We start from the raw sequence: 16,391 nt of genomic DNA on the forward strand, positions 1-16,391 counted from the left end.
TTTAGTTCTTGGCTGTTGAATGAATTGATGGAAAAAGAAGAATTTATGGCAGTACTCCTTTTCTCATTTATTTACTTCCTTTTAGTATACGGGTTTAAACTGTATAGAAAAGCGTGGGAGCATGCAAGTGTTCGAGATGTTTTACAAATAGTTGCCGTTACTACCTTAGCAATGATTATTTTTTTTGTCATCCAATTTTCAGCAATGACCTTTATCAGTTTTCGAATGCTTTTATTATTTTGGTTAATGATTTCAATGTTTATTTGTGGAGCACGACTTATTTGGAGAATATCTTTCATTCGTTTAGTAAGAGATACTACAAATAAAAAAAGAACATTAATTGTTGGTGCAGGTTCAGCAGGAACTATGTTGGTAAGGCATTTTATTATTAATAGTGCTGAACGATTTTATCCTGTTGCATTTATTGATGATAATGTGGATAAACAAAAGCTTGAAATTTATGGTGTTCCGGTAGTCGGAACAACATATGATATAGAAATGACTGTACAAAAACTAAAAATTGAACACATTATCATCGCTATTCCATCCTTAAAGAAACAGCAGTTAAATGAAATCCTTAACATATGTATAAAAACGAACACAAAAACGCAAAAAATGCCAATGGTGGAAGATATAATGGAAGGAAAAAAATCTTTTAATGATGTGAGTGATATTCAGTTTGAAGATTTATTAGGCAGGGAGCCTGTTATCCTTAATGATTTGCTTATTTCCGACTCGATTATCGACAAAGTGATTTTAATAACTGGAGCAGGAGGTTCAATTGGATCGGAAATATGCAGGCAAATTGCAAAGTTTAAACCAGCCAAAATGATCCTATTAGGCCATGGTGAAAACAGTATTTATAACATTGATATTGAGATGAAAGAGGAGTATGGAGAACAGTTAGTATTTATTACAGAAATAGCTGATATTCAAAATCGCGAGAGAATATTTGATATTATAGGAAAATATCAGCCTGATATTATTTATCATGCAGCCGCACATAAACATGTACATCTCATGGAGTGGAACCCAGATGAGGCTATAAAAAATAATGTGATCGGGACAAAAAACTTAGCCGAAGCCTCCCATTTTCATAAAGTAGGTGCTTTCGTAATGATCTCAACAGATAAAGCTGTCAATCCAACTGGAGTAATGGGTGCCACAAAAAGATTGGCGGAAATGATCATTCAAGATTTTGATGAAACAAGCCAAACAAAATTTGTAGCAGTAAGATTTGGCAATGTCTTAGGTAGCAGAGGAAGTGCGATTCCATTATTTATAAAGCAAATAAATAAAGGTGGTCCAGTAACAGTAACACACCCTGAAATGGTTCGCTACTTTATGACCATACCTGAAGCTGCGAGATTAGTTATTCAAGCGGGTGCGTTAGCAAATGGTGGGGAAATCTTTATTCTTGATATGGGCAACCCAGTAAAAATTATCGATCTCGTTCATAAATTAATTCGATTATCAGGCTATCGGCTAGATGATATAGAAATTATCTTTACAGGGGTTCGTCCAGGTGAAAAAATGTTTGAGGAGCTTCTAGCTGCAGATGAATTGATAGACAAACAAGTTCATTCAAATATTTATATTGGAAAAGCCAGTCCTATTGAAATTGAGCCGATTGAACAATTAATTTCGGATTACAAAAACATGGATAGAGAGGAAATTCGAAATCAGTTATTAAATATTGCAGGGCAGAAAGGACAAAAAGTATAAGTGGGCAGGCGGGGGTAAAGCAATTAACGTATTAAAGTAAATTTGTATTTTTAATGGAGATGTATTATGAAGAGATGCATAGATCTATTATCAGCTGTTTTATTATTAATCATCTTGTCCCCGTCATTTGTGATCGTATCATTAATGGTTTATATGAAATTAGGATCGCCTATTATCTTTAAACAGATTAGACCAGGGCTTAATGAAAAACCTTTTTATTTATATAAATTCCGTTCAATGACAGACTTAAAGGATGAAAATGGCAATCAATTGTCCGATGAAATGCGGATAACTCCTTTTGGTCAATGGTTAAGGAAATATAGTATAGATGAATTACCACAATTAATTAATGTACTTAAGGGAGATATTAGTCTAGTTGGTCCCAGACCTTTGCTAGTGGAATACCTCGCTCTTTATAGCGCGGAACAGTCTAAAAGACATCTTGTTCGTCCAGGGATAACAGGCTGGGCACAAGTAAATGGGAGAAATGAATTATCATGGGAAGAAAGATTTATATTAGATGTTTGGTATGTAGAAAACCAAAGTCTTTGGTTAGATATGAAGATTATCTTCCTAACATTAATGAAGGTGCTGAAAAAGGAAGGCATAAATTTTGAAGGCCATGCCACCATGTACAATTTTATGGGAACAAAAACGGGGGCTTCGAGAGAAAGTAGATTTATAATTTTAGATACTAAGGAAGAATGGGATGAGGCTTTAACAAATTTTAAGTATCTAGATGTTTTCTACTCCCAAAAATATGCTCAGCTTTTTGCAAGACATGAACAAGGAAAGGCAAAAGCTGCATTCTATGAGCGTGCTGACACAAAAATTTTGTACCCATTTATATTACGTGATATTCCAATTTTAGATAATCAATATAAAGATATAATAACCCCATATGGGTATGGTGGCCACTATGTTGAAGGAAGCAATGATGAGATAGTAAACTTCTGCATTTACTTTTCTGAATATTGCAAAAGTAATAATGTTGTTGCTGAAATGGTACGTCTTCATCCTTTATATAACAATAAAGAATACGTAAATAAAGTAATGACTACGCGATATATTAGAAAAACAATTGCTATAGATCTTAAAAAGTCGTACAACGATCTTTGGAAGGGCTACTCTAAAAATAACCAAAGAAATATTACTAAAGCTAAAAATTTAGGCTTATCCGCTGAAATTGCAACTAAAACCTTAACAAATATCACAAAATTTCAACAATTGTATGAATTAACGATGAAAAGAACCAATTCATCTAAATATTATTATTTTCATAAATCCTTCTTTAGTGAGTTACTATCTGAAGATTCATTGTATGAGTCTTATCTTCTATTTGCCAATTATCAAAATCAAGTGGTTGGAGGAATCATTTTATTAATTGGAATGGAATTTGCTCACTATCAATTTGGTGCTTCTCATCCTGATTACTTGAATTTAAAACCGAATAATTTTTTGTTTGATTTTATGATCAGATTTTGCCAAGAAAAAGGTGCAAAGTTGCTTCACTTAGGTGGGGGATATGAGGAAAATGATGGTTTATTTCGATATAAATCAACGTTTTCTAATAGCGATCATTATTCCTACTATCTTGGAACGAATATACATGATCAAAAGGTTTTTGAACAGTTAAATGAAATTGCTTCAAAGTATGATTCTTATAATCCGAATTTTTTTCCGGCCTATCGGAGTGTTTTATCGAAATAGAATTTTTCATTAAATACAAAACCTTGGAGGTGTAAACTGATGAAAAAAATATCATTATCCACACCCCATTTAACAGGTAAAGAACAAGAGTATATTAATCAGGCTATTGAATCAAATTGGGTTGCTCCGTTAGGCCCAAATGTAGACAGCTTTGAAAAGGAAATTACCCAATATGTAGGTTCAAAAGATGCGGTAGCATTAAGTTCTGGTACGGCTGCTATTCATTTGGCTCTTGATTTGCTAGGAGTTGGAAAAGGGGACATCGTTTTCTGCTCAACTCTAACGTTTATTGCAAGTGCAAATCCAATTATATATCAAGGTGCTATTCCTATATTCATAGATTCTGAACCAGAAACATGGAATTTATCTCCAATTGCATTAGAAAAAGCTTTGAATGATGCGAAAAAAATAAATAAATTACCAAAAGCAGTGATTGTTGTACATTTATTTGGCCAGCCTGCAAAACTAGATGAAATCATAAGTTTATGCAGTCATTATAACATTCCAATCATTGAAGATGCTGCTGAATCAATGGGAAGCCTGTACAAAGGAAAGCAAACTGGAACCTTTGGTGAATATGGAATCTATTCTTTTAATGGCAACAAAATTATTACTACGTCAGGGGGAGGAGCACTCGTTTCTGACAATATTGACGGTTTAAAAAGGGCTAGATTTTTATCGGCACAAGCGCGAGAACTAGAAATCCATTACGAGCATAAATATGTGGGTTATAACTATCGAATGAGCAATATATTAGCAGGGATAGGTAGAGCTCAGCTGGAAGCTCTGGATGAGCGAATCCATTTGCGGAGAAATATTTTTAATAGATATGAAGAAAAGCTGGGTAGCATTCCCGGAATCGAATTTGTGCCAGAATTAAAGTATACAAAGTCTAATAGATGGCTAACAGCATTCACAATGGATAACAATATTATCAATATTAGACCTTTTCAACTAATAAAATTATTAAGTGAACAAAATATTGAGGCTAGGCCAATTTGGAAGCCTCTGCACATACAGCCTGTATTTAAGGATTGCCAATGCTATGACCATTTTGAAAAAGAAAACTTTTCTGTTTCATTGTTTAATAGAGGCATCTGCATTCCATCCGGGTCGAATCTTTCTTCAGAAGATCAAAACAGAGTGATAGAAAATATCGGAAATATAATTACAGGGGATATCCTATGAGAAGAATTATAGGTAAGGCAATCTTGGTAACAGTGCTACAGGACACTTTGGAAATAAATTCATTCGAAGATTTTTAGAGAGGATTGTGAATAAAGTAATTTTTATCTCATCCTGTAACATATGATTACAGTTGCGAGGAGCTTTAATATGTTTTTAATAATATCGATATCATTCATGAGAAATTTCAATTTTTCAGGGAGGACTTCCTTGCTAGTGCTTTGCCTAGGTACATAGGAAACTTGACAATGAAATTATTACTTGCGCAAATTTAGCTGTTGTGTTTACTCAGCAAGGGAAAAAAGTATTATTAGTGAGTAAATTTTATTATTCGCTACTTGGAATTAAAAAGGGTGGTGTATATGAAAATCAACAAGGCAATTATTCCAGCTGCAGGACTTGGTACGCGTTTTCTTCCTGCTACAAAAGCAATGCCAAAAGAAATGCTGCCTATTGTTGATAAGCCAACCATTCAATACATTGTTGAAGAGGCAGTTCAGTCAGGAATTGAAGAAATAATTATTGTGACAGGGAAGGGAAAAAGAGCAATAGAAGATCATTTTGATTATTCATTTGAATTGGAACAACATCTATTTAACAAAGGAAAAGTAGACTTATATAATGAAGTTCAAAAATCTTCGAATCTTGTTGATATCCATTACATTAGACGAAAGGAGCCGAAAGGGTTGGGGCATGCCATTTGGTGTGCGCGGAATTTTATTGGCAATGAACCATTTGCTGTGCTGCTAGGCGATGATATTGTCCAGGCAGAAAAACCATGTTTAAAGCAAATGATCGAACAATATGATCGGTATAAAGTATCGATCCTTGGTGTGCAAAACGTTCGCGATGAAGAGGTTTCAAGATATGGCATCGTTAATGGGAAAGAAATTGGCGGCCGTCTATTCAATGTACACAGTCTTGTTGAAAAACCACATAAAGATGATACACCTTCAAACCTTGCGATTTTAGGCCGTTATATACTTAGCCCCAAAATCTTTAAGATACTTAGTACTCAAGAGCCGGGAGCTGCGGGGGAGATTCAATTAACGGATGCTATCGCAAAATTAAATCAATATGAAGCAGTTTATGCGTATGATTTTGAAGGGGTTCGTTATGATGTGGGGGAGAAGATGGGTTTTATCCAGACGACGATCGAATTTGCTCTTCAACGTGACGAGTTAAGGGATGATTTATTAAAATATCTTTCAAAAGTGGTGGACAAAGACAATAATTAATTTGGAAGAAGGTAAAAAAATAAATATTATGGTTTTTAATGTTCATAACGAAAATAGAGGAGCATTATCCATACTAAATGATTTCTTTGAAGAGGTAAAATCACATCATGATAAAAACATAAATTGGATATTTGTCATTAGTAAACCCCAGTTGCAAGAAACGGGAAAATATTAGTGTTTTAAGATTTCCTTGGCTTAAGATAAGTTGAGACCATAGATTACTATTCGATCACTTTGTAGCGGCTAATCTAATAAAAAAACATAAAATTGATAAGTAATATCATTTCAAAATATAGTCATTCTTCACACTAATATTCCTCAAAATCGAGTGACAAGACGCCACCAATCAGATTTGGGATTGTAGTTTGTGGATTTATTGCTAAGAAAAAATAGACCAATTAGTATTCGAGGAGGAATGATATGTCGGAAAAATTGACAGAAAATCTGGCAGCTATTCGCCTAATTGAAAAGTTTAGCAATAAAACAGCCACAGTCGGCGTAGTCGGGTTAGGCTTCATAGGCTTACCCCTTGCGGTTGAAAAGGCAAAAGCAGGTTATAAAGTAATCGGCTTCGATTTACAAGAAGAAAAAGTGAAAAAAGTCAATCAGGGTGAGAATTATATAGGAGATGTTATTCCTGCAGACTTACACTCTTTAGTCAGCAATGGGAAATTGGTGGCTACATCAGATTATTCATTTATTAAAGGCGTAGATGCTGTGGCAATATGCGTACCCACCCCATTAGATATTTACAAACAGCCAAACATGAAATATGTAGAAAGCTCTACAAAAGCGATTGCAAATTATCTTCAAAAAGGAATGTTAGTGGTCTTAGAAAGTACCACATATCCCGGAACAACAAAAGAATTAATTAAACCAATTTTGGAAGAATCAGGACTAATTTGTGGAAAAGATTTCTTTCTCGCTTATTCTCCGGAACGTGTTGATCCGGGGAATAAAGACTTTAATACAAAAAATACCCCAAAAGTAGTTGGAGGCATGACACCAACTTGTACGGAAGTAGCTGCTACTTTATATGAAAATGTTTTAGAAGGATCTGTTCATAAAGTTTCAAGCCCGGCGGTCGCTGAAATGGAAAAAATCCTTGAAAACACTTTCAGAAATATTAACATTGCCCTAGCTAATGAAATGGCAATTCTTTGTGACAAGATGGGAATTGATGTATGGGAAGTGATCGATGCAGCAGCAACTAAACCATATGGATTTATGCCGTTTTATCCAGGTCCTGGTTTAGGTGGTCATTGCATACCAATTGACCCATGGTACTTAACATGGAAAGCACGCGAATATAATTATCACACTCGATTAATTGAAACAGCTGGAGAAATTAATGACAACATGCCGGACTTCATTGTAAAGCGATGCATCGAAATCTTAAATGATCAAGGAAAAACACTAAAAGGTGCGAAAATTCTTGTACTGGGTGTTGCGTATAAGAAAGATATTGACGATTACCGTGAATCTCCGGTCCTGCCGATTTTAGATAAACTTACGAAATACGGAGCAGCGTGGTCTGTCGTTGATCCTTATGTAAAGAATTTTAAGCTGAATGGTAACATTTATAAAACAGAAAAGTTGAATAAAGAACTTGTCGAGCAAGCAGATTTAACGGTAATTGCTACAAATCATAGTGGATTTGATTATGACTTGATTATGAATAAATCTAATATAGTATTTGATACAAGAAATACACGACAAAATAAACATTACTCAAAAAAATATATAAAACTTTAATTTTTTCAATAGTTGCACAGCATGATATATGTAATCGGTATATTTATTAAATACAGATTTGGCGTATACCGACAATCAAATCCAAATAGCTAAGAGATAAATTCATATTGGATGCTGTATCATTACGTTCCATCAGGGTCAAATCTTGCTTTAGATGATCAAGATAGGGTGATAGAAAATATTAATAAAGACATTAAATATGGCGAGTAACGTTTGATCAAGGTTATTTCCCCGTATTTTACCAAAAGGGAGCCGCTATATTTTGAAAGGATATAGCGGCTCCCTTTTTACTATTCAACCTAAAGAATAACTCATAGTTTAAGAATTCCTTTGTAAATCTCTTTCTCACATGTCAAAACCGGTTCCCTATCCATATCCCGTATCCAAAGAAGACCGTCTTGAAGAGGATTCATTTTTTTATCAAGGGATGGAAACTCATTATATAGAATAATGTTTTTGTATATTTCAGGCATATTTAAACCAGCTTCTGTAAAGAAATAGCAGGTCGTGAAAAAGCGCATGTTGATTTCTGTAGGATTCGGAAAATTATTCTGATCATATGTCATGTCTACACCAAAAACTCCATGAGGCATTTTATCAATTGCTAATATTGTATCCATAGAAACTCTATCGACAATTTCGTTTGAGTATGTTTCTCCTACTCCGGTTATTCCTGTCACACCGGATAATGTCCGGTTTGCAAATCCCCAAGATTTTCTTCGCCTCGTCTGAGCAACAACTAATTCGCCTTCATACCAAATGGATAGCCATGTTACTGTTTTATCAGACTGAAGCAATTCTGAAGCAGTAAAGGTTCCCCAGCCTTTATAAGTGTCAATCCAGTTTTTTGCGAAATCATAGTCATTAGTAGGTAATGCTCCTCTTCCTCCCGCTCCAACTGTACACCTCAGCCAAACATTCCCTTCCTTATTCCCTAGGTGAGAAAATGCTGTTTTTAAGTCAGATTCGTTATTTATTACAATAGTCTTTGGGACTTTGATTCCTTCAGCTTGCCAGACTTTATAAGATTTATATTTATCTGTACAGTTGTCAATTACCTCATGGCTTGGCATAAATAATTTGGTTCCAATCGCAGTAATTTCATTGCGAAATTTCGATGCCTCTAAGATTTCCCTGTCACTCATAAAAACTGCTAGTTCTGGCTTTTCTTCTTCCAAGATCCTTAATAATGACTTTTTATATTCCTTTCCAAAAACATATTCATATGGGATGTGTCGTTTCATTTGAGTCTTAGATGTAAAAAGATTAACCGGGTTTCTAGACACACCAACAATTTCTTCTTTCATAATTGACTGATTCCATGACTTAATAACATTTTCCGCTGGGGCAACACCAACATCGGTAATTAGGATTTTTTTCAAATAAACACCTCATTAAATTAAATTAAATCAAATAAAAAAACCTAATATATAGGTACAAGTTTAAATAGTATTGCTATTTGTTTATTCCTTGAAGCGTTCCATACTGTAATGGTCTTCTGCGCTGACCCCTTCTCTTTTTATAACTTTTATAATAGTAGTAACCATTATTTTTAGGTCAAGGAAAATGGATTGATTATCTACATACCAAATATCTAACTTGAATTTTTCATCCCAATTTATTGTATTTCGCCCGTTCACTTGCGCCCATCCCGTGATTCCTGGCTTAACATCATGCCTTCTGGCTTGTTCTTTAGTATACAAAGGTAAATATTCCATTAATAAGGGGCGGGGGCCGACTAAACTAATGTCTCCTTTAATTACATTAAACAATTGGGGTAATTCATCTAAACTATATTTTCTTAACACTATTCCTGTTTTAGTTAATCTCAAATCCCCCGGCAACATTTTCCCATTTTCATCAAATTTTTCTTTCATTGTTCTAAATTTATAAATATTAAATGGATTTCCCTTAAGACCAGGACGGACTTGCTTAAACAAAATGGGTGACCCCATATTAATAAAAATCATGATGGAAATAGAAACCATTAGGGGAGATAAAATAAGTATTAATAAGAATGATCCGATTAAATCTATCATTTTTTTCAAAATGAATACCTCCTATAAAATGAAAATAAATGACTAATGCAAAAAAAAGTGAGACACAAGTTTTAAAAAAATGAGTTATTTGCTGTTGTTTGAAGGAGGGGATTATTAATTAGAAGAAATAGTGCAATTTTTTTTCGATGAATTTTGGCTCAATTATATTGAAGTTAGTTCCTGCCAAAGCATGAATGGCATTTGCTTCAAGAGACTTTCGGTATTCTAAGGAATAATTATTTTCTATAAATTTATAAGCATCCATTAGTTCAAATTTACGGCGAATATGATGGTGAGCATCAGAGGCAACAAAGTGAACAAGATAATGATTTAATAAATGCAACGAGAAATTTTTTAATCGCCTGCCATAAGTTCCAGTAATACTACCCGCTGTAATTTGGACTAATATACCTTGTTGTACCATATGAAAAATTCTTTCTGGATGTCTTCTCAAAAATCTATTTCTTTCAGGGTGAGCAAGTATAGGAGAAAGACCTTTTCTTTGTAATTCATAAAGAGTATTTTCTGTATGAGCGGGATAATGGCGGCTTGGAAGCTCAATAAGTATATATTTACCAGTATCATTTAAAGTTAGAAAGTGATCCAAATTGTTTTGAATATCATATTGAATGTTGTCATGTAAATGAAATTCGATTCCAGGGTATATTGTTAAAGGTATTTTATTTTCTTTTAAAATTTGATTCACTTTCTCCACCATTGAAAGAATGGTAGAAGGAGCATTTTCAAAAAGATGATCATTAAGTTGATGCATATGATGTGGGGTTGCAATAACATGGTTTATTCCTGATTCTACAGCTTGTTTAGCGAGTAATATCGTTTCTTCCTGGTTTTTTGGACCATCATCTAGATCATATAAAATATGATTATGAATATCTACGATCATACTTTACTCCTTTCAATTAATATTAAATCGTATTTTCTTTATAAAGATATTATTTAATTCTCAATATAGAACGGGTTTTTCACATTTATTCCCTTTGTAAAATACTCTAAAACTATTGATTTTTGTTATTATACTCAACATGAATGATCTTGTGACAAGTACTACTGGAATTAAAAGTCAATTCAAAAAGAGATGGAGAAGATTTGAGTGAAGGGAAATAATGGATGGTAATACGAGAATAACCTAAAAATAAAGAACTAAAAACGGATGGAAAAATGTTGCCCATCCGTTTTTTCTGATTAAAATTTTTTAGATGAAATTCTACTTCGTCCCATTCGCCCTATGCGCCAACCTGCTCGATGCAGCCGCTGCAATCGCTCCAACAATATCATCTAAAAAAGTATGAACTTTCCCTGAAGATTTATCATTAAGGTCCTTTAAAATGCCAGGTTTAAGCTTGTCGATATAGCCAAAATTAGTAAAACCAATAGACCCATATACATTCACAATGGATAAAGCCAATACTTCGTCCACGCCATACAGACCTTCATCAATTTCGACTACATGCTGAAGCGGTTCTAACAGCTGTTTCTTTTCAGCAAGCATATCGAGCTGGATGCCAGTTAAGACTGCGTTTTGGACTTCCCTTTTGGAGAGGACACGTTCCACATTTTCAATGCAAACTGACATTTGTAAATCTGGATGATACTTTTCTTGGAGGAAAAAGACTAATTCCGCAATATCTTGTATGGATACTCCTCGTTCCTGCAGCCATTTGCGCGCTGTTTGCTCAATCAAATCTACACGTTTTTCTTCATTCATCGGCTCCACCTTTTTCCTGTTAGTTTCAATATATATATAACCTATTTATAGAAATTATTCCATCGTTCTCTGTTATGGAAGACGAAGGTTGGACATCCTCCTCAGCTTTTCCTGCCCACTGTTACTTATTCAAGAAAAGCACAAGTTTTGCTGTTGCTCTACATATATTTTCGTTAAAGGGATTCATTACCTTATAAGGAGGTATGAAATGATAAAGCTTCTTAAAACGCAATACGGGCTGCAGGCTAATGATGAAGTAAGGATTGGAAAGTATCAAGCATACAGGAATCAGGAACAAATTTATATTCTTGTCCCGATTGGCGGAATGGAGGAAGACGAGCTTAATGAATTAAATTTGCTGACAGACCATCTAGTTAAGACTGGTGAAAAACATTGCAGTACTTTTTTAAAGACAAAGGAAGGAAAACAATTTAGTGAATGGGAAAATGGAAGATATTGTGTCCTTATGAACAAACAAGTACAAAATCAAGTACAAAATCGAAGGTTACAGCGAAGCGGCAGAAAGCTTGCGAAGTTTCATTTTAGGGGCAGAACAGTTTCGTTTCCCGTAAAGAAGGTTAGCAGGATTGGCCAGTGGAAGCAATTATGGGAAACTAGATTGGATCAAATGGAAAAAGTATGGAATGAGATGCTCTTTCAACAGCCAGAACATGAATTTGATAAGATGTTTTTGGAATCATTTCCTTATTATAGGGGAATTGCTGAAAATGCCATTCAATATTTGGTGGACACAGAAATTGACGATAACCCAGGTGCAATTGATAGCGGGACGATTTGCCATATACGATTCACGGCAAAAACATGGGACCATACTTATTATATAAAAAATCCATTTGATTGGGTTTTTGATCATTCCTCAAGAGATCTAGCTGAATGGGCGAGAGAGAAATATTTCCGCAATATAAAAACGTACGAGCCAGAGCTCCGGCAATTTATGAGGGATTACCAAAGCATCGTTCCTTTAACCTCATTCTCGTGGAGGCTCTTTTTTGCCCGCCTTTTGTGTCCGCTTCATTATTTTTATTGCATTGAATCATATTATGGAGCATCCTCAGAGCAAGAGAAAAAAGTATTGGAGGAAAGACTGCAAAAGTTTCTGCAGCAATCCAATGAGCACGAGCGCTTTTTAGGGAGCTTCTATGACTTTGCAGAAGTGCCTGTACAAAAGTTTAGAATACCTATCATCGGATGGCTGAAAAAATAATGTGACAGTTTATTGTCCCAATGCCATTTTCGAAGCGACTTTATTCATGTCGCTTTTTTTTTATAAAAAATTTCTATAAATCCTCGGCAGTAAGCGATTACATACATATTAGTCTGAAAATAACTATTGTAAAAAAGGATATTTCCCTCTATAATGTCTACTATACAAATACAAATGTACATATAGAGTGAACAACTTAGGAGGGGAATGAAAGTGAAAGCAATCTCGATCGGTTTATTAGGATTAGGAACGGTTGGTACTGGTGTTGTCACCATTATTGAAAATCATCAGGATAAGCTTATGCATCAAATAGGCTGTCCCGTAAAAGTGAAGAAGATCCTAGTAAAGGATTTAAATAAAGCAAGATCAGTGGAAATAGCTGCTGACAAGTTAACGACAGATCCGGAAGATATTATCAATGACCCTGAAATTGATATCATTATTGAAGTAATGGGCGGTATCGGTGATACAAAAAATTACATCACGAAGGCTTTGAAAAGTCGAAAGCATGTCGTAACGGCTAACAAGGATTTAATGGCTGTACATGGTTCTGAGCTTTTGAAAGTTGCATCAGAGCATGACTGTGATCTATTTTACGAGGCGAGTGTTGGCGGCGGGATCCCAATTTTAAGAAGCCTTGTAGATGGTTTGGCTTCAGATAGAATTACGAAAATGATAGGGATTGTGAACGGAACAACGAACTTTATCTTAACAAAAATGAGCAAGAATGGCAGTGCCTACGAGGATGTTCTAAAGGAAGCACAGGAATTAGGCTATGCAGAGGCTGATCCGACCTCTGATGTTGAGGGACTAGATGCTGCAAGAAAAATGGCTATACTAGCAACGCTTGGTTTTTCCATGGAAATAGATTTAGATGATGTGAAGGCTGAGGGGATTTCTCGTATCACAGAGGAAGATCTACAATATGGCCGCCAGCTTGGCTATACGATGAAGCTGATCGGGATGGCCGAAAGAGATGGGGATAAAGTGGCAGTCAGTGTTCAGCCGACTTTATTAGCTGACACACATCCACTTGCATCTGTTCATGATGAATTCAATGCTGTTTACGTTCACGGAGAAGCTGTGGGCGAAACGATGTTTTATGGACCAGGAGCTGGAAGCTTGCCAACAGCTACAGCCGTAGTGTCAGATTTAGTTCAGGTTATGAAAAATATGCGTTTAGGTGTAACTGGAAAAAGCGCTATTACTCCGCAATTTGAAAAGCAGTTGAAGGATGCAAATGAAATCTTCTCGAAATATTTCTTACGCTTGCATGTAAAAGATGAAGTAGGCGTTTTCGCGAATATTACTTCCATTTTCTCTGAACATCATGTCAGCTTTGAAAAGATTCTTCAATTGCCACTGAAAAATAAAGAGCTTGCTGAGATCGTTTTGGTTACCCATCAGGCTTCATTACAAGATTATCAGGATATTTTAGTTAAATTAAGAGATTTACAAGCTGTTAAAACTATCGAAAGCTCGTATCGAGTTGAGGGGAGCGCAAGTGTATGAGATGGGAAGGATTACTAAAAGCCTATAAAGAATATTTACCGATTAACGAAAACACACCATTACTAACTTTGAATGAAGGTAATACACCATTAATTAGACTTGATAAGCTTTCTGATGAATGGGGAATTGACCTTTACGTGAAAACGGAAGGAACAAACCCGACTGGCTCGTTTAAAGACCGTGGAATGGTTATGGCTGTAGCGAAAGCAAAAGAAGAGGGCAGTGAAACCGTCATTTGTGCATCCACAGGGAATACATCGGCAGCTGCAGCAGCTTATGCGGCACGAGCTGGCCTTCGTTGCATCGTCGTTATTCCAGAGGGGAAAATTGCGATGGGCAAGCTTGCACAGGCTGTTATGTATGGAGCAGAAATTATCTCAATTGAAGGAAACTTCGACCAAGCATTGGCAATGGTTAGAAAAATCAGTGAAACAGAACCTATTACTCTCGTAAACTCTGTGAACCCATACCGCCTTGAAGGCCAAAAAACAGGTGCGTTTGAAATATGTGATCAGCTTGGCGGCAAAGCACCGGATATTCTTGCACTCCCTGTCGGTAATGCAGGCAACATTAGTGCTTACTGGAAGGGCTTTAAGGAATACAATGAAGCAAAGCAAACAGGGCTCCCAAAAATGCATGGATTTGAAGCAGAAGGTGCTGCTGCAATCGTTCATAATAAAGTATTTGAAAATCCTGAAACCGTTGCGACTGCGATTCGGATCGGCAATCCTGCAAGCTGGAATTTAGCCAATGCGGCATTAGAGGAATCGAATGGGAAAATAGACGAAGTAAGTGATGAAGAAATTCTCTATATGTATAGAAAGCTCGCTTCTACAGAAGGGATTTTCGCTGAACCGGCCTCATGTGCCTCTTTAGCTGGAATTTATAAACAACTGCGAAGTGGAGAAATTCCGCAGCATTCTAGAGTGGTTGCCATTCTTACTGGAAATGGCCTTAAGGATCCGAATGTGGCGATCGAATGCAGCCCTATTAAGCCAATTGTGCTTCCTAATGATGAAGTTGCGGTGGCTGAACATATAAAGGGAGTTGTCCATGTATGAGCGAAGGTGAAATGCTCATCATTAAAGTCCCGGGAAGCTCTGCAAATTTAGGCCCAGGATTTGATTCGATTGGCCTTGCCCTGAATGTATATTTAACTCTAGAGGTTGAAGGAGCAGATCATTGGGGGATTGTCCCAATATCAGAGCACTTAAATGTTTTTCCAAAAGATGAAACGAATTATATAATCCAAATTGCTATGAAAACAGCAGAAAAGTATAATCAAAAGCTGCCTGGCTGTAAGATAAGCGTAAAAAGTGATATTCCGCTTGCAAGAGGGCTAGGTTCCAGTGCCGCAGCCATTGTAGCAGGAATTGAATTAGCGGATACACTCTGCAAACTTCATTTATCAGATCAGGAGAAATTGGAATTGGCTTCTAGAATCGAAGGGCATCCTGACAATGTCGGCGCCTCCCTCTTAGGGGGACTAGTTGTCGGCTGTCAAAGAGGCGAAGAAGTAAGCGCTGAAGTCTTTAGCCATTTAGCACTTGATGTAATTGCCGTTGTGCCGAAAGAAGAACTTTTAACGAAGGAATCCCGAGGTGTTTTACCTAGCAGCCTTTCCTATAGTGAAGCTGTACAAGCGGGTGCCATCGGAAATGTTCTTATTGCCGCTCTATTTAGCAGCAACTTTGAGCTTGCTGGAAAAATGATGAAGGCAGATTTATACCATCATCCTTATCGAAAAGAGCTAGTTCCTCATATGGCCATTATTGAGGAAAAAGCAATTGATCTTGGCGCATTTGGGGTAGCTTTGAGCGGTGCGGGTCCAACTGTGCTATGCTTGGCTGAAGAAGGCGAAGGAAAAGCTGTGGCAGAAGGATTATCCAAGCTGTTTCCAGAAATGGATTGCCGCAGCTTGAAAATTGATCAGGTTGGCAGTCAGGTCTATACTGAATCACGAAACAGTCTTCTATGTAATTAAAAAAAAGCGATGTCAGACGAGACATCGCTTTTGACCGTATTAAGCATCAGAATACTTGTTCAACCTCTACAACACCAGGTACTTCTTCTAATAAAGCACGTTCAATACCTGCTTTTAGTGTGATTGTTGAACTTGGGCAAGTACCGCATGCGCCAAGTAAGCGCAGTTTCACAATTCCATCCTCTACATCAACTAGTTCGCAGTCTCCTCCATCGCGTAGAAGGAATGGGCGCAATTTATCTAATACTTCTTGAACTTGCTCAAGCATTGTTGTTTGTTCAGCCATTTAAAT

At 36.2% G+C, this 16,391-nt stretch carries 13 protein-coding genes and 2 pseudogenes; 10 read left to right on the forward strand and 5 right to left on the reverse strand.

Annotated features, from left to right (window positions below; all coding sequences use genetic code 11):
• The 6 genes and pseudogenes from V7149_RS11930 to V7149_RS11955 form a co-directional block, all read left to right on the forward strand.
• Positions 1–1,725 (forward strand): polysaccharide biosynthesis protein (locus V7149_RS11930; RefSeq protein WP_335345849.1); only part of this gene is annotated, 1,725 nt, incomplete at its 5' end.
• A 66-nt stretch (positions 1,726–1,791) separates the two neighbouring features.
• A pseudogene (locus tag V7149_RS11935) lies at positions 1,792–2,379 on the forward strand (sugar transferase); the annotation flags it as partial.
• Between the two features lie 399 nt (positions 2,380–2,778).
• Positions 2,779–3,435 (forward strand): GNAT family N-acetyltransferase, encoded by a 657-nt coding sequence (locus tag V7149_RS11940; RefSeq protein WP_335345886.1) that lies wholly within the window; start codon positions 2,779–2,781, stop codon positions 3,433–3,435.
• A 39-nt stretch (positions 3,436–3,474) separates the two neighbouring features.
• Entirely contained in the window at positions 3,475–4,623 is a 1,149-nt protein-coding gene (locus tag V7149_RS11945; RefSeq protein ID WP_335345850.1) for an aminotransferase class I/II-fold pyridoxal phosphate-dependent enzyme, read from the forward strand.
• Positions 4,624–4,982: 359 nt separating this feature from the next.
• Positions 4,983–5,858: a UTP--glucose-1-phosphate uridylyltransferase GalU gene (gene galU / locus V7149_RS11950; protein WP_335345851.1), complete on the forward strand. Its 876-nt coding sequence runs from the start codon at positions 4,983–4,985 to the stop codon at positions 5,856–5,858.
• A gap of 420 nt (positions 5,859–6,278) precedes the next feature.
• Positions 6,279–7,613 (forward strand): nucleotide sugar dehydrogenase, encoded by a 1,335-nt coding sequence (locus V7149_RS11955; protein ID WP_335345852.1) that lies wholly within the window; start codon positions 6,279–6,281, stop codon positions 7,611–7,613.
• Between the two features lie 311 nt (positions 7,614–7,924).
• Here the strand turns inward: V7149_RS11955 and V7149_RS11960 are convergent, their stop codons facing one another.
• The 4 genes from V7149_RS11960 to V7149_RS11975 all read right to left on the reverse strand — a co-directional run bounded on the left by V7149_RS11960 (position 7,925) and on the right by V7149_RS11975 (position 11,378).
• Positions 7,925–8,995, reverse strand: coding sequence for a carboxylate--amine ligase (locus V7149_RS11960; RefSeq protein ID WP_335345853.1), 1,071 nt, complete (start codon positions 8,993–8,995; stop codon positions 7,925–7,927).
• Positions 8,996–9,076: 81 nt separating this feature from the next.
• The gene (locus V7149_RS11965) at positions 9,077–9,652 is read right to left on the reverse strand and encodes a sugar transferase (RefSeq protein WP_438824109.1); all 576 of its coding nucleotides are present in this window, start codon (positions 9,650–9,652) and stop codon (positions 9,077–9,079) included.
• 118 nt (positions 9,653–9,770) lie between these two features.
• Positions 9,771–10,556: a tyrosine-protein phosphatase gene (locus V7149_RS11970; RefSeq protein ID WP_335345855.1), complete on the reverse strand. Its 786-nt coding sequence runs from the start codon at positions 10,554–10,556 to the stop codon at positions 9,771–9,773.
• A 321-nt stretch (positions 10,557–10,877) separates the two neighbouring features.
• Complete coding sequence (locus V7149_RS11975) at positions 10,878–11,378, reverse strand: phosphatidylglycerophosphatase A family protein (protein WP_335345856.1); 501 nt, start codon at positions 11,376–11,378, stop codon at positions 10,878–10,880.
• Between the two features lie 208 nt (positions 11,379–11,586).
• Between V7149_RS11975 and yutH the strand changes: the two genes are divergently transcribed.
• From yutH to thrB, 4 genes are all read left to right on the forward strand, one after another.
• Positions 11,587–12,603: a spore coat putative kinase YutH gene (yutH, locus tag V7149_RS11980; RefSeq protein WP_335345857.1), complete on the forward strand. Its 1,017-nt coding sequence runs from the start codon at positions 11,587–11,589 to the stop codon at positions 12,601–12,603.
• Between the two features lie 207 nt (positions 12,604–12,810).
• Positions 12,811–14,115 carry a homoserine dehydrogenase gene (locus V7149_RS11985; RefSeq protein ID WP_335345858.1) on the forward strand — a complete coding sequence of 435 codons (1,305 nt, stop codon included), beginning with the start codon at positions 12,811–12,813 and terminating at the stop codon, positions 14,113–14,115.
• Positions 14,112–15,176 (forward strand): threonine synthase, encoded by a 1,065-nt coding sequence (gene thrC / locus V7149_RS11990; RefSeq protein ID WP_335345859.1) that lies wholly within the window; start codon positions 14,112–14,114, stop codon positions 15,174–15,176. Before V7149_RS11985 ends, thrC begins: the two co-directional genes overlap by 4 nt.
• Positions 15,173–16,099, forward strand: coding sequence for a homoserine kinase (gene thrB / locus V7149_RS11995; protein ID WP_335345860.1), 927 nt, complete (start codon positions 15,173–15,175; stop codon positions 16,097–16,099). The genes thrC and thrB overlap by 4 nt, the downstream gene beginning before the upstream one ends.
• Positions 16,100–16,145: 46 nt before the next feature.
• Here the strand turns inward: thrB and V7149_RS12000 are convergent.
• Positions 16,146–16,376: pseudogene (locus V7149_RS12000) on the reverse strand (NifU family protein); the annotation flags it as partial.
• Positions 16,377–16,391 lie beyond the last annotated feature (15 nt).

This window comes from Bacillus sp. JJ1503 (assembly GCF_036965125.1).
Classification (GTDB): Bacteria; Bacillota; Bacilli; order Bacillales; family Cytobacillaceae; genus Cytobacillus.

Bases quoted from the DNA above. Each gene is read 5' to 3' on its own strand.
- V7149_RS11940 (WP_335345886.1), top strand. From the start codon at position 2,779: ATGACTACGCGATATATTAGAAAAACAATTGCTATAGATCTTAAAAAG.
- V7149_RS11945 (WP_335345850.1), top strand. From the start codon at position 3,475: ATGAAAAAAATATCATTATCCACACCCCATTTAACAGGTAAAGAACAA.
- galU (WP_335345851.1), top strand. From the start codon at position 4,983: ATGAAAATCAACAAGGCAATTATTCCAGCTGCAGGACTTGGTACGCGT.
- V7149_RS11955 (WP_335345852.1), top strand. From the start codon at position 6,279: ATGTCGGAAAAATTGACAGAAAATCTGGCAGCTATTCGCCTAATTGAA.
- V7149_RS11965 (WP_438824109.1), bottom strand. From the start codon at position 9,652: ATGATAGATTTAATCGGATCATTCTTATTAATACTTATTTTATCTCCC.
- V7149_RS11970 (WP_335345855.1), bottom strand. From the start codon at position 10,556: ATGATCGTAGATATTCATAATCATATTTTATATGATCTAGATGATGGT.
- V7149_RS11975 (WP_335345856.1), bottom strand. From the start codon at position 11,378: ATGAATGAAGAAAAACGTGTAGATTTGATTGAGCAAACAGCGCGCAAA.
- yutH (WP_335345857.1), top strand. From the start codon at position 11,587: ATGATAAAGCTTCTTAAAACGCAATACGGGCTGCAGGCTAATGATGAA.
- V7149_RS11985 (WP_335345858.1), top strand. From the start codon at position 12,811: ATGAAAGTGAAAGCAATCTCGATCGGTTTATTAGGATTAGGAACGGTT.
- thrC (WP_335345859.1), top strand. From the start codon at position 14,112: ATGAGATGGGAAGGATTACTAAAAGCCTATAAAGAATATTTACCGATT.
- thrB (WP_335345860.1), top strand. From the start codon at position 15,173: ATGAGCGAAGGTGAAATGCTCATCATTAAAGTCCCGGGAAGCTCTGCA.